This window comes from uncultured Barnesiella sp., assembly GCF_946496565.1.
GTDB lineage: Bacteria > Bacteroidota > Bacteroidia > Bacteroidales > Barnesiellaceae > Barnesiella > Barnesiella merdigallinarum.
In genome coordinates this window covers 95,560-115,140 of sequence record NZ_CAMMHD010000012.1, presented here as the reverse complement: position 1 = coordinate 115,140, position 19,581 = coordinate 95,560, and the positions used below count along the sequence as shown (strand labels likewise).

Annotated in this window: 15 protein-coding genes, 1 tRNA gene and 1 pseudogene; 9 read left to right on the top strand and 8 right to left on the bottom strand. The window is 48.8% G+C overall.

Features of this window, described 5'->3' with window-relative positions; all coding sequences use genetic code 11:
- Positions 1-233 precede the first annotated feature (233 nt).
- The gene (locus Q1K76_RS08030) at positions 234-1,160 is read left to right on the top strand and encodes a magnesium transporter CorA family protein (RefSeq protein ID WP_298662411.1); all 927 of its coding nucleotides are present in this window, start codon (positions 234-236) and stop codon (positions 1,158-1,160) included.
- Between the two features lie 95 nt (positions 1,161-1,255).
- A complete protein-coding gene (locus tag Q1K76_RS08025) occupies positions 1,256-2,089 on the top strand; it encodes an HAD family hydrolase (protein WP_300132391.1) in 834 nt (277 codons plus the stop codon).
- A 101-nt stretch (positions 2,090-2,190) separates the two neighbouring features.
- Here the strand turns inward: Q1K76_RS08025 and Q1K76_RS08020 are convergent, their stop codons facing one another.
- Entirely contained in the window at positions 2,191-3,174 is a 984-nt protein-coding gene (locus Q1K76_RS08020; protein WP_298662413.1) for a DMT family transporter, read from the bottom strand.
- 169 nt (positions 3,175-3,343) lie between these two features.
- On the opposite strand from Q1K76_RS08020, the pseudogene Q1K76_RS11890 reads away from it, so the two are divergent.
- From Q1K76_RS11890 to Q1K76_RS08005, 4 genes and pseudogenes are all read left to right on the top strand, one after another.
- Positions 3,344-3,442 (top strand): annotated as a pseudogene (locus Q1K76_RS11890) (alpha/beta hydrolase); the annotation flags it as partial.
- 378 nt (positions 3,443-3,820) lie between these two features.
- Positions 3,821-4,594 (top strand): fimbrillin family protein, encoded by a 774-nt coding sequence (locus Q1K76_RS08015; protein WP_300132387.1) that lies wholly within the window; start codon positions 3,821-3,823, stop codon positions 4,592-4,594.
- 55 nt (positions 4,595-4,649) lie between these two features.
- A complete protein-coding gene (locus tag Q1K76_RS08010) occupies positions 4,650-8,060 on the top strand; it encodes a leucine-rich repeat protein (RefSeq protein WP_300132384.1) in 3,411 nt (1,136 codons plus the stop codon).
- A 17-nt stretch (positions 8,061-8,077) separates the two neighbouring features.
- The gene (locus Q1K76_RS08005) at positions 8,078-8,956 is read left to right on the top strand and encodes a fimbrillin family protein (RefSeq protein WP_298662419.1); all 879 of its coding nucleotides are present in this window, start codon (positions 8,078-8,080) and stop codon (positions 8,954-8,956) included.
- Between the two features lie 414 nt (positions 8,957-9,370).
- Here Q1K76_RS08005 and Q1K76_RS08000 read toward each other — a convergent pair whose 3' ends face one another.
- Positions 9,371-11,419, bottom strand: a complete 2,049-nt coding sequence (locus Q1K76_RS08000) for a KUP/HAK/KT family potassium transporter (RefSeq protein ID WP_300132379.1) — start codon at positions 11,417-11,419, stop codon at positions 9,371-9,373.
- 454 nt (positions 11,420-11,873) lie between these two features.
- Here Q1K76_RS08000 and Q1K76_RS07995 point away from each other — a divergent pair, with 454 nt between their 5' ends.
- A complete protein-coding gene (locus Q1K76_RS07995) occupies positions 11,874-12,719 on the top strand; it encodes a hypothetical protein (protein ID WP_300132376.1) in 846 nt (281 codons plus the stop codon).
- A 372-nt stretch (positions 12,720-13,091) separates the two neighbouring features.
- Complete coding sequence (locus tag Q1K76_RS07990; protein ID WP_117682179.1) at positions 13,092-13,754, top strand: Abi family protein; 663 nt, start codon at positions 13,092-13,094, stop codon at positions 13,752-13,754.
- A 112-nt stretch (positions 13,755-13,866) separates the two neighbouring features.
- On the opposite strand, the gene Q1K76_RS07985 is transcribed toward Q1K76_RS07990, so the two are convergent.
- Positions 13,867-13,950, bottom strand: a tRNA-Leu gene (locus tag Q1K76_RS07985).
- 143 nt (positions 13,951-14,093) lie between these two features.
- Here Q1K76_RS07985 and Q1K76_RS07980 point away from each other — a divergent pair.
- The gene (locus tag Q1K76_RS07980) at positions 14,094-15,170 is read left to right on the top strand and encodes a mannose-1-phosphate guanylyltransferase (RefSeq protein WP_300132371.1); all 1,077 of its coding nucleotides are present in this window, start codon (positions 14,094-14,096) and stop codon (positions 15,168-15,170) included.
- A gap of 89 nt (positions 15,171-15,259) precedes the next feature.
- Here Q1K76_RS07980 and deoC read toward each other — a convergent pair whose 3' ends face one another.
- The 5 genes from deoC to Q1K76_RS07955 all read right to left on the bottom strand — a co-directional run bounded on the left by deoC (position 15,260) and on the right by Q1K76_RS07955 (position 19,507).
- Positions 15,260-16,153: a deoxyribose-phosphate aldolase gene (gene deoC / locus Q1K76_RS07975; protein ID WP_258326917.1), complete on the bottom strand. Its 894-nt coding sequence runs from the start codon at positions 16,151-16,153 to the stop codon at positions 15,260-15,262.
- Complete coding sequence (locus Q1K76_RS07970) at positions 16,143-16,484, bottom strand: nucleotide pyrophosphohydrolase (RefSeq protein WP_087407870.1); 342 nt, start codon at positions 16,482-16,484, stop codon at positions 16,143-16,145. Before Q1K76_RS07970 ends, deoC begins: the two co-directional genes overlap by 11 nt.
- Positions 16,485-16,490: 6 nt before the next feature.
- The gene (gene dtd / locus Q1K76_RS07965) at positions 16,491-16,943 is read right to left on the bottom strand and encodes a D-aminoacyl-tRNA deacylase (RefSeq protein WP_087407871.1); all 453 of its coding nucleotides are present in this window, start codon (positions 16,941-16,943) and stop codon (positions 16,491-16,493) included.
- A 236-nt stretch (positions 16,944-17,179) separates the two neighbouring features.
- Positions 17,180-18,976, bottom strand: a complete 1,797-nt coding sequence (gene uvrC, locus Q1K76_RS07960) for an excinuclease ABC subunit UvrC (RefSeq protein ID WP_300132368.1) — start codon at positions 18,974-18,976, stop codon at positions 17,180-17,182.
- 6 nt (positions 18,977-18,982) lie between these two features.
- Positions 18,983-19,507, bottom strand: coding sequence for an adenine phosphoribosyltransferase (locus Q1K76_RS07955; protein WP_087407873.1), 525 nt, complete (start codon positions 19,505-19,507; stop codon positions 18,983-18,985).
- Positions 19,508-19,581 lie beyond the last annotated feature (74 nt).

Here is a 19,581-nt window from a genome sequence, read left to right as displayed (position 1 = left end):
TAGAGCATCTGACTGTTAATCAGAGGGTCGTTGGTTCAAGTCCAACCTGAAGAGCTTCCGGAGAGTTCGTTCACAAGACGAACTCTTTTTTTCACCCCAAAAACAATGAATTATGGACGATTCAAACCCGCGAGCGAACAATAGTATTCACCTCTCCCTGGAGAGCAAGTAAGGTTTGAAGGTCAAATTTTGCGGGCTCCTCTTGGGATACAAAACAAGAAAGGAGCAACGCGATGAGAAAATATCTCTTTTGTGAAGCCGGTTTCGTAGAGAAACCCAATTGGCTGCCCAACTGCTGGGTAAACGTAGAGCGCCCCACGCAAGACGATTTCGATTTCCTGGAAAACGATTTGAAGGTACCCGCTTCGTTTTTACACGACATCGCCGATACCGACGAACGGCCGCGTATCGACAACGAAGGCAACTGGCTGTTGACCATCCTGCGTATACCTATTGTCGAACGCAACAGCACCATCTCCTACACCACCGTGCCCATCGGCATCATCACCAACAACGAGATTCTCGTTTCGGTCTGCTACCGCTCGACCGACATGATTCCCGATTTCATCGAGCATACCCGCCGCAAGGAGATTGCGGTGCCCAACAAATACGAGTTCATTCTGCGGCTCATCTACTCGTCGGCCGTGTGGTACCTCAAGTACCTGAAACAGATTTACAACGAGGTGAGCTCGGCCGAAAAGGAGCTGCAACGGAGCATCCGCAACGAAGACCTGCTGCGACTGATGAACCTGCAGAAGTGCCTCGTCTACTTCAACACCTCGATTCGAGGCAACGAAATGATGATCAGCAAACTGCCCAAGATTTTCCACGAAAAGGACTACCAGAACCCCGAACTGCTCGACGACGTGATGATCGAACTGCGGCAGGCCCACAACATGGTGAATATTTACAGCGACATCCTCACCGGCACGATGGATGCCTTTGCCTCCATCATCTCGAACAACGTGAACACCATCATGAAACGCATGACCAGCCTCTCGATTGTGCTCATGGTGCCCACGCTCATCGCCAGCTTCTACGGCATGAACGTCGACATTCACATCGAGCAGATACCGCACGCCTTCTCGCTGATCGTCTTCTTCTCGATACTGTTGTCGGCCCTGGCATTCATTATCTTCCGGAAAATCAAGTGGTTCTGACCGGTATTCCCGACGGGTGGACGGTGTAATCCCCTCCCCCGTCACCCCCTGTTCAACAACCGTCACCCCGCTGTGACCGATATACCTGCACGACGATGAAAACCCAAACGCTCTACATCACCGACCTGGACGGGACTCTGCTCAACGGCAACTCCGTGGTTTCGCCCCGCTCTACCCAGATTATCAACGACCTGCTGCACAAGGGCATGCGATTCACCGTGGCTACGGCCCGCACGCCGGCTACGGTAGTCCCGTTGCTGCAACAGCTCGACCTCGATATTCCGGCCGTGCTCATGAACGGGGCCGTGCTCTACGACATCCGTCGCAAACACTATATCCGGGCCAACGGATTCACCGACAACTCGGCCCTCAACTACATCGACCTGCTCGAGAAGCGCGACCTGGTGCCCTTTGTCTATCGTATCGACAACAACAAGCTGCACGTCTTCCACAAACCGCTGTCCAACGAGATGCAGCGCAAGTTCAAACGTCAGCGCGAGAATACACCCTACAAGGATTTCGTACCCGTCGACCGCTACGCCGAGCCGCTGCTCGACCGGCCGCCGCTCTTCATCCTGGTCATCGACCGGTTCGACCGCCTCGAGACCGCAGCCGCCGAGATAGGCCGGGCCGGACAATGCAGCATCTTCTGCTACCGCGACATCGTAGACCCCAGCTACGGCAACCTCGAAATCTACCCGCAGGGGGTCTCCAAGGCATCGACCGCCCAGCAGATTGTCGACCACCTCAACCCCTGGGAGGTGGTGGCCTTCGGCGACAACCTCAACGACCTGCCCCTCTTCCGCATGGCCGACCGGCGATATGCTCCCGAGAACGCCATGGACGAGGTGAAACGGCAGGCCACCGCCATCATCCCCGACAACAACCACGACGGCGTGGCCCGTTTCCTCTACGACGACTACCTCTAAACCCGCTCCGTTACAGATAAAATACAGATAGTTTACAGATAAAACATAAGCCGTAAGAAACTCATTCTCACGGCTTATATGTATATACTCTTTCTAAAGTCCTACTTTTGCTTATCCACAGCATCTCCACCGCTGGCAGCCGCCTCTTCACGAACCGCTTTCTCAGCCAGCTCGGCATCGAGTTGAGCCTTCGACTTACTGGTCGTTACCACATATACGCCCAGGAATACCAGCAGAATGGCAAAGCCCTTCATCACGTCGAAGCTGTCCATGCCCCACCAGATGGCCAGCAACGAGGCCACGATAGGCTGCGTGTAGTTGTACATGCTCACAATCGTCGGGCGCAACCGCTTCTGCCCCACCGAAACCAGCATGTACGACAGGAAGGTGGCCCCGAATATGACAAAGAACAAGTCGAGGTAAATGGTGCTGTCGAGCTGGGCAAAGGGAATGCGCATCACCTCCGACCCGCCGATAGGCAGACAGCAGATGGTCGCAAACAGAAACATCCACTTCATCAAGGTCACAGGCGTGTAGCGGCTGATAAGCCCCTTGAATGCCACGTAGTAAATGGCGAAGCTCACCTCGGCAATGAGGCAGAAGAGGTCGCCCATCACCCGGCCGCCCGACAAACTGCCGCCCGACGTGCTGCCGGCGCCATCCAGAATCAGAATCAAAGCCCCCGTGAGACCCATGAATACACCGATTACCTTCTTGCCCGTCATCGGCTCCTTCTGAATGAAAGCAGCCAGAATCATCGTAATGATAGGCGTCAGCGAGGCCACCACCGACGCATCGATAGGCGTCGTATAGGAGAGTCCCACCACAAAAAATCCCTGATTCAGAGTAATTCCAAACAGGGAGGCCGCAAACAGTAACAGTAAATCGCGCTTGGTCACCGACTCGCGAGGCATGAACAGGGAGGCTATCCAGAAGAAGGCAGCCGCCCCCACCATACGCATGTTGGTCAACGAAAAAGCCGATATGACACCCGTTAAAAAAATCGATTTGGAAATAGGCGACATGATTCCCCACAGGAAGTTCGCCGTAAACATGGCCGAATGGCCCTTCAATTTATCTTTCATTTCCCACTATTTTGGGCGCAAAAGTACAAAAAGTACAAATTGTTTCGTCACGAAATTCTCCACACGACACATATTTTTTCTCGAGCCACTCCACCATCCGGCCTATCCGATTATCTTTGCAGCCGTTATCCCGTGCAGCATCTGCATAAGCGCCACACACTTGTGGCAGCACATCTATCCCACCGGCGACCACGGCTGGGGCTACCAGGAGACGTTCCGATTCAAGCATGAGGTGCACAACGCCCTGGCCGACTGGCTGCGGTCGTTCTAAGGAGGGAGTAAAGTTCGAGATGGAAATCGCATAGTCCATTACGAACAAATAATTACATCATTTCTCTTGCATTTTTATCTTTTTTTTATATCTTGCACCGTTTTTAAATGGGGACTAATCACGGCCAAAACAGTTTTATTTGATTGGCAATAAGCAGTTTACCATATTATTTTAGGGGAAAATCCATCGACAATCCATATTTCGCATGAATATTTGACATTATTTGAAACAAATTTTAAATACCACGTTATGAAACATTTTCTTCTTTCTCTGGCAGCATTGTCGTGCCTGGTTTCCTGTACTTCGGGTGACGATGAAATTATTCCTTCTCCGACACCGGATCCCGATCCCGTCAAAATTCCCATCAATATTTCCATGAATGTATGGACTCGTGTCACGGATACAGACTACGAATCCGGAGACAAGGTGGGTATCTATGTGGTCAACTATCAGGGCTCTTCAGCCGGAACCCTTCAGTCTTCGGGCAATCATGTGGATAACATGTGCTTCACCTACACGGACAATTGGACGCCCGAATCGGATATCTACTGGAAGGACGAGACGACGAAAGCCGACTTCTACTGCTACTATCCGTACGGTACTCCCTCCGACATCACCGCCCATCCCTTCTCGGTCAAGACCGACCAGTCTCAACAGGCCGATTACAAGGCTTCCGAGTTCCTGTGGGGAAAAGCATCGGGCGTCAGCCCCACGGCCAATGCCGTGCCCATCATCACCAACCGCTCGATGAGCAACATGCTCATCTATGTGGCTCCAGGCAAGGGGTTCACCGAGGAGACGCTGGCGGCTGCCACCAAGTCTGTCCGCATCTGCAATGTAAAGTCTTCGGCAACGGTCGACCTCCGTACGGGTGTGGCTACGGCTACCGGATCTGCGACGGAGATTATTCCCTACAACGAAGGTACCTATTACCGGGCTCTGCTTGTTCCTCAAACCGTGGCCGATGGTTCGAATCTGATTACAATCACCGTCGACGGCGTGGACTATACGCTGGCCAAGGGTTTCACCTTCAAGGCGAACACGCAGCATAAGTTTACGGTTACCGTCAACAAGGCCAGCAGCGGTGTCGATATTGGTGTCGGCAACTGGGAAGTCGACGATACGGACAACGGCGGCGCGGCCGAATAGAGGACATCCGGTTGAAAACAGACTTGTTTATTCACCTTGAAAAAACAATAGCAATATGAAAATAAGGAATTTATTGATATGCAGTCTCTTCTCAGTCGTGTTGGGGGCCTGCTCGTATGAACCCGACGAAATGCCCGTCACGGTCGACCAGTCCTATCCCATACGGCTATTCAACGAGATTGAACAGATTGCTACCACGCGCGTCAACGACGAAGGTTTCTGTAATGGCGATGAAGTGGGCATCTATGTAGTCAACTATAACGGCTCGAATCCAGGCCGGTTGGCCGTTGAGGGCAACCAGGCCGATAACGTCCGTTATACCTACGACGAGGGCAACAACCAATGGACTCCGGAAGAGTCGGTCTACTTTAAGGATAAGAATACGCACGTCGACATCATCGGCTATTACCCGTATGGCTCGCCGTCGTCGGTGGATGCCTATGCTTTCGAGCTGTCCAAAGACCAGTCGACCGAGGCCGAAAACGGCCTTCTGGGTGGATACGAGGCCAGCGATTTTCTGTGGGGCAAGGCTACCGATATTGCCCCCACTTCGCAGCGTATTGCCGTCAAGTTCCAGCACCGGATGGCCGGTGTGCTGGTGACGCTGACGGAGGGCACAGGTTTTGACACCGGCGAATTTGCCCGGCTGGAGAAGAGCGTCCTGGTGACCAACACGATACGCAAGGCGCTGATCGATCTTGCAACCGGTGAGGTAACCCCCACCGGCGACGTGCCCACCACGGGTACCATTCCCTACCATCGTGACGGCGATTTCAGAGCGGTGGTTGTTCCGCAGACCGTAGAGGCCTCGACACCGCTATTCAGCATCACGGTCGACGGCGTGCCCTATGTCTTCCGCAAGAACGAGCCGTTCAGCTACGTGAGCGGCAAGCTGCACAAGTTCACCATCGAGGTGTCCAAGAAGAGCGCCAGCGGCCTGGAGTTCAAACTGCTGGGCGAGAGCATCACGGCGTGGGAGACGGATAACATCTCGCACGACGCAACGGCGCGCGAGTACATTATCGTCGACTGCCCGGAGCCCGGGACGTTGAAAGCCTGCATCACGGCTGCCGGGAAGGACCATGCGAAGGTCAAGAATCTCAAGGTGACCGGTACCATCGACCAGCGGGATTTCAAGATGATGCGTGATGAGATGGCGGCCTTGCAGTCGCTCAATCTGCAAGAGGTCGAGATTGCCAAATATAACAGCTATCCCGCCCATGAGATTCCGACTCATGCATTCCAGGGGAAATCCACCCTTATCCGGTTTGTCTTTCCCGAGAATATTACGAAAATTGGAAATAATGCATTTGAGGGTACCAACTTGTCGGGCTCGCTGATTATCCCGAATGGAGTTACTGAAATTGGAAGCTATGCATTCAAAGGCTGCCCCTTACCGGGTACGTTGACATTGCCCGGCTCTTTGACAACAATTGGTAGTTCTGCATTTTATGGCTGTAGTTTGTCTGGTAATCTGAATATTCCAGCATCTGTAGAGACTATCGAGTCGACTGCTTTTTCAGATTGCTCCGGATTTACAGGAAATCTGTATCTCCCTGAAGGGTTGAAAACATTGGGGTCCTTCGCTTTTTCAGATTGCTCCGGATTTACTGGTTCACTGACGATTCCTCCGGGTATTACAAAAATAGAGGATAGAGTTTTTTTGAACTGTAAAGGTCTAAATGGACAACTCTATTTGCCGAAAGATCTGACGGAAGTGGGTAATTATGCTTTTTACAGTTGCCAATTTCGAGGCTCCTTGCAGTTACCCGAAAATGTAACAATCATAGGTGGGTGGGCTTTTTCGGGAAACTTATTTTCCGGAGAGTTGAAACTACCTCAAGCATTAACGGTACTCGGTAATAGTGCTTTTAGCTATAATACTCGTTTAACCGGGGTGGTGGAGTTGCCCGAGGAGCTTATTTCGGTCAGTGCGGAGCTATTCTACGCTTGTTCCCAGCTGGAGGGGGTAATCATCCCTAAAAACGTAGAGAATATTCGAACTCGTGCTTTTAGCAATTGTTTCCAGCTCAATTCGATTGTTTGCGAAGCGCAGAATCCTCCGCAGGTGGATGCAACGGCTTTCAATGGGGTTGCGAAGGACAACTTTACGGTCGAGGTACCCGAAGCGTCGGTCAGCAGCTACAGTACGGCGCCCGTCTGGAGGGAGTTCAAGCGCTTTGCGGCCCATCACGACTTCTCGATTTCCCGCAACCTGTTCCGAACGCTGAACGCCTCGTTGGCGAAAACATTGGTGCTGCGCGCTCCGAGCGGAGAGGCTTGGAGTGTGGAGTCCAAACCCGACTGGGTGACGGTTGAGCCGATGAGCGGAACGGGCAAGGTAGAGGTTACCGTAACGGTGGCAGACCAGCCCAAGGGGGCCGGATACCGCGAAGGCGAGGTGGTATTCCTGCTCGACGGGAAGGACTACCGGACCCGGACCAAGGTAGAGCAATATGACTACCAATATGGCGACGGCGACGTGCTGACCGTGCAGACGGCAACCCGGGGCGCCGGTGTCGACCTGGTTTTCATGGGCGACTGCTTCGATGCCAAGGATATCGCCGAGGGCAAATATCTGGACAACATAAACGAGGCTATCGGCTACTTCTTTGCCGTGGAGCCCTACAAGACCTACCGCGACTACTTCAATGTCTACACCGTTTTCGGACTCTCGCCCGACAGCGGAGTGGGAGACGTGAACACCATTCGGGAATCGAAATTCGGTTCGGCCTATGCGCTCGGAAAAATTGCGCCCGATGAGCAGCTCTGCTTCGAATATGCCTGCAAGGCACCAACCGTCACCGAAGATCGAATCAGCAGAACATTGATTACGCTGATTGAAAATACGGCCGATTACGGCGGAATCACCTACATGTGGGGCGACGGTTCGGCAATCGCCTGCTGCCCGGTGAGCGAGGATGTCTATCCGTATGACTTCCGCGGCCTGGTACAGCATGAGGCCGGCGGACATGGGTTCGGCAAGCTCGGCGACGAGTACATCTACCACAATACCTTCATTCAGAATTGTACTTGTACATGCTGCTCGCATGTGGATGAGTTCAACCTCAACAAGTCGCGGGGCTGGTTTGCGAACCTCTCCCTGACGGGAAACATGTACGACGTTCCCTGGAGCCACCTGATTTTCGATCCGCAGTATTCGAATCTGGTCGACATCTACGAAGGCGGTTACATGCACATGCGCGGTGTATTCCGCTCCGAACCGAACAGCTGCATGAACAACAACATCCCCTACTTCTCGGCCATCTCGCGCGAGGCAATCGTGAAGCGAATCAAGGAGTATGCGGGTGAAAGCTATTCGTTCGAGGAGTTCAAGGCGCTCGACGTACTCGATGCCTCAACGGCCGGTGATGAGACCCGTTCGATCTCCTCGGCCATGAAGTTCTCCGCATCGAACAAGCAGCATCATCCGGTTTACATGGGAGAAAAACCTGAGTTCAAATAATAAACAGAGATTCGATTATGAGAAAATGGAATTATATATGGATGGCGGCATTGTTGCTCGCATCCTGTGACAAGGCAGAAGAGATTGCGGTCGATGATGGAAGCATACGCTTTGTCATGCAGTACCCCTCAGCAACTCGAGCTACGGAGACCTCCTTTGAGCAAGGAGACAAAATAGGCCTGTTCCTTACGGAGTACACCGGCGAGACACCGGCTCCCTTGCAGATCTCGGGCAACTGGGCCAACAACGTGGCCGCAACCCTCGAGGGAACGGAATGGGTGACGGCAAAGAAAATCTTCTGGAGCGACAATCGCATGGATGCCTATGGTTACTATCCCTACATGTCGTTGACCTCTGTCGACGAACAGCCTTTCTCCATTGCGCTGGATCAGTCGACAGAACGGACCGGCGACCAGTTGGGCGGCTATGAGGCTTCGGACTTCCTGTGGGCAAAAACGGAAGGCGTAGACCAGTCGACAGAGACCGTAACCCTGCAGTTCTCGCACCGGTGCAGCAAACTGGTCATTCAACTGGTAAAGGGCCCTTCGTATGAAGGCGAACTGCCGGACAGCGCGACGGTCTACATCCACAACGTCGTGCCCACGGCAACCATCGATCTGGCGACAGGTGCCGTCACAAAGGACATCTTTGGCGAAGTGGCCACCGTCAAGGCCCGGAAGGTGAACAATGCGACCTATGAGGCTATCATGATTCCGCAGCGTATTGAATCACGCCGCCCGTTTATCGAGATAGTCGTGAACAACATATCCTACCTGCTGGAAGATACATTCCAGTTCAAGGCCGGCATGCAACATACGTTGTCGCTGGTAATCAACTCCAATCCGGATCAGGTATCGGTCGATATCGGAGGCGAGATTGTGGGTGGCTGGAATTGACAACCGGGATATAAAAACAGTGAATCGAATTCCCAGGAAACACGGTCCTGGGAATTCGATTTTTTGTATCTGACAAGGGATATTCGGTAAATGGCCCGGTACGGGTCAATGCAATACGTGTCGCCGGGACAATGGGGCCTGGTCGACAAAATTCAGGATGAAAATTTGAAAAGAAAAGAGGCTGCAACCCTGCGGCTACAGCCTCTTCGATCTTGTACCCAGAGCCGGTACAAGGCATAGAAATTATAGGAAAAATAAAAGAATTTATCTTCCTTATTATCAATTATTTGTATCTTTCTTATTTTCTCTATTTTTGCCATATTTTGCCCATTTTTCGTCATTAAGTACACTTTTAGTACACTTTGAAATTCCATTTTCTTTTGTACCTTTGCAATATCGGAAAACAAAAGAAAATCAATTATTTAGGGACAGTCGTTTAATTCCGTCATTATGAGTCAATCGGCAGACTGTCCCTATATTAGCATCATTATCGCATTTTTCAGGCTTAATCCGCTCTATACGACGAATATGTTTTGCCCTATTAGCTATAATTAACGGTACACGCTCGACAACAACAACCGATGTGTCAAGCCCCAACGCACTCGGTTCTCCAATGCCTATCTTTCTAATTAAGGCATAAAGGCTCATCAGCAAATTTTGTCGGCGGTTACGGGAATCTTCAGGATAATATATCCGGTGGATAATAATAAAGCGAAAATCACCCGGTATGCCATTCTTATGCAATGAAGGATAAGAGCTTGTTAGTTCTACTTCACCATCCGCAACAAGGTCATCAACTACTTGTCGTAAATAAAGGCTCACGCGCGGTTCTATACGAAAACCTATACGCATGGTTATACTAAACAATGTCCCTTTTATTAATGTGGAACAATTATATTCAAGTGTGTCTGGTGTATCCACAAATTCAAGGTTAATAAGCCAATAATGATCTGCCCGTTTAGGCTGCTTATTAATTATGGAATACAACAATTTATCGTCCACACAACCTTCTTTGTCTGCATGATTCACATAGACAAGATTAGAAGCATATTTGGATATGCTTTCGTCCGCCTTAATATCAGAAATAATGTTGTAGTATTCACTTAACCGTTTGGAAGACATATGTTTTCGACGAATTTTGTTGGCACTTACCCATACAAACATGATAAAACATAATAATCCACCTATTAACAGCGTAAACCAACCTCCGACCATAAATTTGGACAGGTTTGCAGCAAGGAAAATACCTTCAATAACACAATATCCGCCGACAAACAGTATTGATAGAATGCGTGGAATGTTATGCATATGCAAATAGAATCCCAACAACAATGTTGTCATCAACATTGTAATAGTTATGGCAAGTCCATAAGCGGCTTCCATGTGGGTGGAATCTCGAAACAACAATATAGTAAATATTACTCCAATATACATTACAAGGTTTACCATTGGAATAAATAACTGACCTTTTACGTTGGTAGGGTGCTTAATACGCATACGAGGCCAGAAATTCAAGTTCATAGCTTCACTCAATATGGAAAATGAACCGCTTATTAGAGCTTGGCTCGCAACAATAGCTGCCCCGGTAGCCATTGCTATGGAAAACAACAGTATTTCTTGTGGCATGATTGAATAAAATGGGTTCACTGTACCTTCTGCACTTTCCGGATGATGCAATACCCACGCTCCTTGCCCCAAATAATTTAGAATAAGCATCACCTTTACAAATATCCAACTGACCGTAATATTTCGTCTGCCACAGTGCCCTAAATCAGAGTATAAGGCTTCTGCACCAGTGGTACACAAGAAAACGGCACCCAATATCAGAAACCAGTGGGGGGATTCCACTAATAACCGTATGGCATAGTAAGGATTGAATGCCTTGAATACTTGAGGATAGGAAGTCAGACTGATAGCTCCGGCGATTCCAAGAAGCAGGAACCAAAGTAGCATAAATATGCCAAATGACCGTCCTATATTTTCTGTACCAAAACGCTGAATGAAAAATATAATGGTAATAATGGTCAGTGTAATAGGAATCACAGGCAGATGCGGACTGATACTTTCAAGTCCTTCTATGGCAGTTGTGACCGTAATGGCTGGAGTGATAATACCATCAGCAAGCAAAGTGCTCGCACCGATAATGGCAATGATGTAAATCCACCTTCTTCTGTGGCGGCGTAAAAGGGCATAAAGCGCAAGTATGCCACCCTCCCCGTTATTGTCGGCACGGAGAGCCACCAGCACATATTTCACCGTAGTCTGAAGAGTAAGCGTCCATATGATACAAGACAATGCGCCTAAAACATAATTTTCATCAAGAGCTTCTCCAGTATGAATGATGGCTTTCATAACATAGAGTGGCGATGTTCCAATGTCACCAAAAACAATACCCAATGTGATGAGTAACCCGGCAAATCCAAGTTTATGTTGAATATTGCCTTCTTTTGATAGGTTTGCCATAAAAAGTAGTTTTTTGTTCTACATATATTTGTTTTCCTTTCAAGCGGCGCAAATATAAAATAAAATCTTAACAATAAGATTTCACTTTTCTTTTTTCGTGAAAAATATCATATAAACCTTGACGATGGTCAAGGCTTGTCTAAAAAAATAGTCTGTTTGAATTACGTATAACTATTACAAATTAAATATCTTTGTAAACGGATTGAGGCTACTCTTTCCAAAGCATATTAGAATTAAGAAGAAACGTTATGTTTATCTTGTAGGTGAAAACGTAGGAAATTTTCAGACTGATGCAAGAGATAGCATAGTGGTTCTCACGCATATAGCGTGGGCTGCTATTGTTACATCTGCATCAAAGGTTTCCTACGACCTTCACTTAGACGTGGCATAGTTGGCTCACGTTTTTTCATTACAAATTTAACACCCAACAGAGTCAATGGGAAAGTATACCAATATGAATAAACTTATAATTCCGTTTCTGTCAATTATATCTCTATTTGTTGTAGCCTGCAATGATGACGACTACAAAAGTGAGCCAATTATTCCGTTCAGTCTTGAAAAAAACTATTATGAAACACGATTAGAACGTGGTGCTACGTCCATTTCAATCACAAACGGTAGTGGTGATATTAGTTTGGCAATAGAAGATGAAGATATACTGAAAGCTATTTATTCAAAATACAACGATAAGGAGGATAACAGAAAAGGACACATCAATTTGTATGGTTTGCAAAAGGGGGCGACAATGCTGACCATTACAGATAATATTACAAAGGATGTGGAAACTGTTGAAGTGAAAGTGACAGATTGTTATCTTGCATACGTGATCAATGACAGCAACCATCCGGTATTACCGGCAGGCACCACACTCTTTTTAGTGAACAATCAAGCGCAGGACTACTATCTGTTCGACCAAGACAACACATATAACAAGCCTATACTAAAAGACAACGGTTACGAGTTTTTCATCAAGCTGGATGCTGGCACAGGGACGGCACCCACCAACTACGCTATTCCAAACTTACGCTTATACAAGCACAATCCCGCCGATGCCGCAACTACTACATCGGAGTTCTATGATTTCCAGATAGAAATGTATGGCGAAGATGCCAGTTCTTCATCCGTGTTAAAAATCATCCAAGCCTATTTAGATGTGGATTGGGAGGAACTTATAAGCAATGCTCTGACCAAATCACCTGCTCCCATAGATATGACAATGATAATGACTGTACCCGATACAGACTATCGAATTAGAGGAATTTTAAGCACTGTATCCATTCCGGAACACATATTAGAGTAAAAGTAAGTGGTTGAACCAACATATCTTACAAAGCCAACGAAAAGAACAATCAAGTTATGCTCTTTTCGTTGGCTTTGTTTTATTCAGACACTTTTTTCTGAGCAAAGATGCGTTCCATCTTAAAAAATACAAAAACACCCAATTTTACATTCTTGGAGTGTAAAATTGGGTGTTTATTTTGCAATTCACTGATTTTCAGAGTTTATTGCAGAGAGACAGGCTCTAACAAAATTCTGCCATTATCATAGGTACATAAAAAACAATAACCCTGAAGTTTGCTTGTTCAGCAGGGACAACAGGGTCTTACGCTTGCAAATATAGTCATCAATTTCTATATTTGCAAGAAAAGTCTTGTTTTTAAATTTATACCAAATGAAATATGACGAATGTTTGCAGGTGCTATCCCCGGCAAGATTAAATAAATACGCACAAGCAAGTGGCAATGAAAAAGCCAAGACCTTGCGTCTATACCAATACAACATCAAGTTGAGCCAACGTTTTTATGGAGTTATCGGTATGTTTGAGATAATGCTACGCAATGCCATAAACGCTCACTACAAACAATATTTCAATGATGATAATTGGATAATCAACCAAGCAAGACCCAATGGATTGCTTGAACAGGAAGCTTCCGAAATAGTACGCATACAGCGTACTTATACCAATATGGGAGTGTACAACAACGATAAGATGGTAGCTTCCTTTACATTTGGTTTCTGGACTTATCTGTTTACAAGACGCAATTATCGCATAGGAGGAAAAACACTTCTTCAAATATTCCCCAACAAAGCGCATGGCTTAAAACAAACAGACATCTACAAACAATTGACTGCCATCCGTGAATTTCGTAACCGAATAGCACATCATGAACCTATCTGCTTCAACGCTACACGTGCGATAGATACAAAATATGCCAAAGAGCATTATGAGTTAATACGAACCTATATAGAATATATGGGATTTGATTCGGATTCTGTATTGCGAATGGTAGAAAAGCCCGATTCTATACTAAAAGTAATAGATGGCATGAAGTAAATACCCCATCTTTGGCGGAATACATAAGGATGATTGGGAACAATTTGGGAACATCTCCGATAAAAAGAAAGAGCTAAGTATTTATTTATCAAATGCTTAGCTCTTTTTCTTGTACCCAGAGCCGGGATCGAACCGGCATGGAGGTTAATCCACTGGTGTTTGAGACCAGCGCGTCTACCGATTCCGCCATCTGGGCAGAAAAGACGTGGCAAAGGTAAGGATAGATTTTGAATGCGCCAAATAATCTGTGTTTTTTTTCAAAAAAAGTTGATTGATACATCTTTCTAATAAAAAATAATTACATTAGCGGAATAATTAACATAAAAAAATGGCTCGCCCATGGAAAATAGATATTGCGTAATTATGGGAGGCGGCGTGGGAAGCCGCTTTTGGCCGTTCAGCCGAAACAACAGACCGAAACAATTTCTCGATTTCTTCGGAATTGGGCGTTCGTTGCTCCAAATGAGTTTCGACCGTTTCGCCAAAATCATACCCAAGGATCACATCTTCATCGTCACCAACGAAATCTATGTCGACCTGATCAAGGAACAGCTCCCCGACCTGCCGGCCGAGAATATTCTTTTGGAGCCGGCTCGCCGCAACACGGCTCCTTGTATTGCCTGGGCCTCGTATCATATCCGGGCAATCAACCCCAAGGCCAACATCGTGGTGGCTCCCTCCGATCACCTCATTCTCAAGGAGGATGAGTTTGCCCGCTGCGTAAATCAGGGTCTCGAATTCGTAGCTAAATATCCGGCTCTGCTCACACTGGGTATCAAGCCCAACCGACCCGAAACGGGATATGGCTACATACAGATTGGCGAGGATGCCGAGGGTGACATCAAAACGGTAAAGACCTTTACCGAGAAACCCAACCTCGAGTTTGCCAAGATGTTTGTCGAGAGCGGCGAATTCTTCTGGAACTCGGGTATATTTATCTGGAATGTACAGACGATTATCAACGCCTTCCAGAGATTCCTGCCCGATATTTCCAACCGGTTCGAAGAGCATAACGAGGTATTCAATACGCCGGCCGAGAAACAGTTTATCGACGAGAATTTTGCGGCTTGTCCCAACATTTCGATCGACTTTGGTGTGATGGAGAAGGCCTCGAACGTATTCGTTCTTTGTGCCGACTTCGGCTGGAGCGACCTGGGTTCGTGGAGCGCCCTGTATGACCACTCGCCCAAAAACAAAGACGGCAACGTGGCCCAGGGATGCAAGACCCTGCTCTACAACACCACAAACAACGTCATTGCCGTGAAGGGCGACAAACTGGTGGTTGTCGAGGGGCTGAAGGGCTACATCATTGCCGAGGCCGACAACGTGCTGCTCATTTGCCCCAAGAGCGAGGAGCAGAAAATTAAACAGTTTGTAACCGACGCCAAGATGGCTTTCGACGATACCTACATCTAAACCGTCGTACAGCGTCGACACGATACAGGAAGAGCCGGAGGAAAACCTCCGGCTCTTCCTGTTATTTAGCGTACACCAAACGGTCTCGATTAAAAGAATTTGGTGGGGACGCCCCAAATGTCGGTGAGCAGGTTGTTGGCCAACCGGCTGGCACCGATTCTGAAGTGCTCGTTGTTGAGCCATTGCTCGCCCAGCACCTCTTTGACCACGCAATAATATTTCACGGCGTCGACCGTCGTAGAGATGCCTCCGGCCGGTTTGAAGCCAATCATGGTTCCCGTCTGCTCGTAATACTCCTTGATGGCCTGGCACATCACATAGGCAGCCTCGAGCGTAGCGGCGGGCTCGGTTTTACCGGTCGATGTCTTGATGAAATCGGCACCCGAATAGATGGACAGCAGCGAAGCCTTCTTGATATTCGAAGCCGTCTTCAAGGCACCCGATTCGAGGATAACCTTCAGATGCGACTCCTTGCAGGCGTGTTTCAGCTCCTCGATCTCCTGGCACATCTCTTCGTAATTCCCGGCCAGGAAGTTGCCTACGTTGATTACAATATCAATCTCGTCGGCCCCGTCGGCAACGGCCAGAGCCGTCTCGGCTACCTTCACCTCGGTAAAGGTCTGCGACGAGGGGAAACCGCCCGATACGGCAGCAATATTCACGGCCGACACGTCGAGGTTGGCGCGAACGGTTCCGGCAAAGTTGGGATAGACACAAATGGCAGCCACGTTGTCCATCTCGGGATGCTCCTCTTCAAAATCGTTCACCCGCTTGGTCATGCGCGTAATCGACTCGGTGTTATCCTCGGTATGCAGCGACGTCAGGTCGATGCAGTGGAACAAAAACTTGTACACATCGGGTGTACTGTTTGCGGCCAGATTGTCGCGAACGATTTTCTCTACGGCAGCCGCTACTTGGGCATCGTCCAAATCGGTGTTGTACCGACTCAACATTTCTTCATATTTGTCCAGTTTATTCTCCATGTTTGGTCAGTTTAGGATTATTGATATGTCTTGTTTTATCTCGATTGGTTTTCTTCTCGATATTCTTTTCGAATGCAGCGGTCAGGTCCACGCCCGTCTGGTTGGCCAGGCAAAGCAGCACCCAGAAGACGTCGCACAACTCGTCCGACAGGTCGCTCTGCGCCTCTTCGCCCGGCTTGAACGACTGGTCGCCGTAGCGGCGCGAAATGATACGGGCCACCTCGCCCACCTCTTCGGTCAGGATGGCCATATTGGTCAGCTCGCTGAAGTATCGCACCCCCACACTCTTGATCCAGGCGTCTACCTGTTCTTGTGCCTCTTTGATTGTCATAATTCCTTACTCCTTGTTTTTGGTATCCATGCAAATGGTCACCGGGCCGTCATTTATCAATTCTACCTGCATGTCAGCTCCGAAAACACCCGTGGCGACCTGTCGGCCCACCTCCTCGGAGAAACGCCGGCAGAAGGCCTCGTACATAGGCACAGCCACCTCGTGACCCGCAGCGCGTATGTACGACGGGCGGTTCCCCTTCTTGGTCGAGGCCAGCAGCGTAAACTGGCTCACCACCATGGCCTCGCCGCCCACATCGAGCAACGAGCGGTTCATCACCCCGTTTTCATCGTCGAAAATGCGCAGGTTGGCACACTTCTTGACCAGCCATTCGAGCTCCGAAAGCTCGTCGCTCTCTTCCACACCCAGCAAAATCAAGAGCCCCCGACCGATTGACGAGTGCAACTCACCGCCTATCGTTACCGAAGCCCGCTTTACCCGTTGAACAACTACTCTCATGTGAAACTCTCCATTTTTATCGGTGCAGATGTCGAGCCTATCCCCCACCCGATCTTAACCGACCGGCGCAGTTCATACTCCCCTCTGCGTAAAGCACAAAGATAATACAAACGACAACAGAAACAAATTTTATTTCATCCGTCTCCCTCAGGTCAGCGATAAGCTATCGCTTCCCAATTAAACGGAATTGCCCTTGTATGGTATATTTATAATACTGATAATCAACTATATAAAAATCAAACCAGATGCTCTTTGATGATGCGGGCCTTGGCCTCGCCCACCACCGAGGCCAAATCGGCCTCCGACGCCTCTTTGATGCGCTTCACACTCTTGAAGTGCGTCAACAGCGCATCGCGGGTTTTAGGCCCTATTCCGGCAATGGAATCGAGAGCCGACTTCACCTGCCCCTTGCTCCGCTTGTTGCGGTGGAAGGTTATACCAAACCGGTGAGCCTCGTCGCGCATGTGCTGAATCACCCGCAGCGACTCCGAATTTTTGTCGATATAGAGCGGCAGCGAATCGCCGGGAAAATAGATTTCTTCCAACCGCTTGGCAATACCCACGATGGGCACCTTGCCCCGCAGGCCCAACGCCTCGAGCGACTCCAGTGCGGCACTCAACTGCCCCTTGCCGCCATCGACTATGATCAACTGGGGCAGCTCCTCCCCTTCGTCGAGCAACCGACGATAACGACGATAGATAATTTCGCGCATCGAAGCAAAGTCGTCGGGACCCACCACGGTCTTAATATCGAAATGTCGGTAATCTTTTTTCGAGGGTTTCCCCTTCTTGAAGACCACGCACGAAGCCACCGGATTGGTGCCTTGGATATTGGAGTTATCGAAACACTCCATATGCCACGGCATTTCGGGCAAACGAAAATCTTGCTGTATGCGCGAGAGCACCCGCATCACCCGCTGCTCGGGATTCAGCTTTTCGTTTTGCTTCAGCCGGTCTATCTTGTACTGCTTCACGTTCTGCTCCGAGACCGCCAGCAATTTCTTCTTATCACCCCGTTGCGGAACCACAAATTCCACATCGTCGAAACTCGACTCGGGCAGGAAGGGAACCAGAGCCTCCCGGGCCTTACTGCCAAACCGCGACCTCAGCTCGGCAATACCCAGCGACAGAATTTCGGGAGCCGATTCATCGAGTTTTTTCTTATACTCGATGGTGATACTTTGTACAATCGACCCACCCCGCACGTGCATATAGTTGACGAAAGCTACCCCCTCGTCTTCATCGTAAGAAAAGACATCGATCTCGTGCAACGACGGATTTACGATAACCGACTTGGCCTTATATTTCTCGATTAAATCGTACTTCTCCTTAATCGCCTGCGCCTCCTCGAAACGAAGCTCGGCCGACAGACTCTGCATCTCCTCCAACAGGTGACGACTCAACTGGTGAATATCGCCGTTGAGAATCTGGCGCACCTGCTCGATATAACCGTCGTACTCCTGTTCCGAAATCTTCCCCTCGCAACACCCTTTGCAGTTTTTGATGTGGTATTGCAGACAGACCCGAAACCGTTTTTTTGCGATGTTTTCGGGGGTAAGCGCATAGTTGCAGGTGCGTATCGGATAGAGCTCGCGTATCAACGCCAGCACCGTTTTGGCCAAATGCACGTTGGCATACGGGCCATAATATTTCGAGCCATCCTTATTCACCCTACGGGTAAGAAATACCCGTGGAAAATGCTCGTTCCTCAAGCAAATCCACGGGTAAGTTTTATCGTCCTTGAGCAAGACATTGTAACGCGGCTTGTACTCCTTGATCAGACTGTTTTCGAGATGCAGGGCATCCTCTTCGGTCTTCACGACGATATACTGCAAGTCATAGATATTCTTCACCAGCATATTCGTCTTGGCCGAATCGTGCACCTTGTTGAAGTACGAAGAGACCCGACGCTTCAGGTTCTTCGCCTTCCCCACATAGATAATCTTGCCCGTCTTGTCGAAATACTGATACACGCCAGGTGTATCGGGCAAGAGGGCAAGTTTGTTCTTAATATTTTCGTTTTTCTCGATCAATCCGTATCAATATTTGATAAGAGCCTCTACCTCGACATCGTCGGGGAAAGCCTCGCGGCCCTTCAAGAACTCCAGTTCGACCAGGAAATTGACATAGATTTTTTTCGGATTAAACCGTTTCACCAGCTTATAGGCAGCCAGCATGGTTCCACCCGTTGCCAGCAAATCGTCGTGCAACAGGACCACGTCGTTTTCGCAAAGGGCATCCTTGTGAATCTCGATTACATCTACCCCATACTCCTTGGTATAACTCTCCTGCCAGGTCTCGGCGGGCAGCTTGCCCGGTTTACGCATGGGCACAAATCCGGCCCCGATGCGGGTAGCCACAATAGGTCCCATGATAAAACCACGCGACTCTATGCCCACCACTTTGGTTATCCCCTTCTCGGCATACATACGGGTGAGCATATCCGACAACTCTTTCAAGCAGTCGGGCTCTTTGAATACCGTTGTCAAATCTCTAAATACAATTCCCTTTTGCGGGAAATCGACCACGTCGCGAATCTTGCTTTTAATAATCTCTAAACTCATTTTTTATTCTTGTTATTTTGTTTGTCCTTCCCTTTTGTAATAAGGCTTTGCCCGATTTTGTTTCACGTGAAACA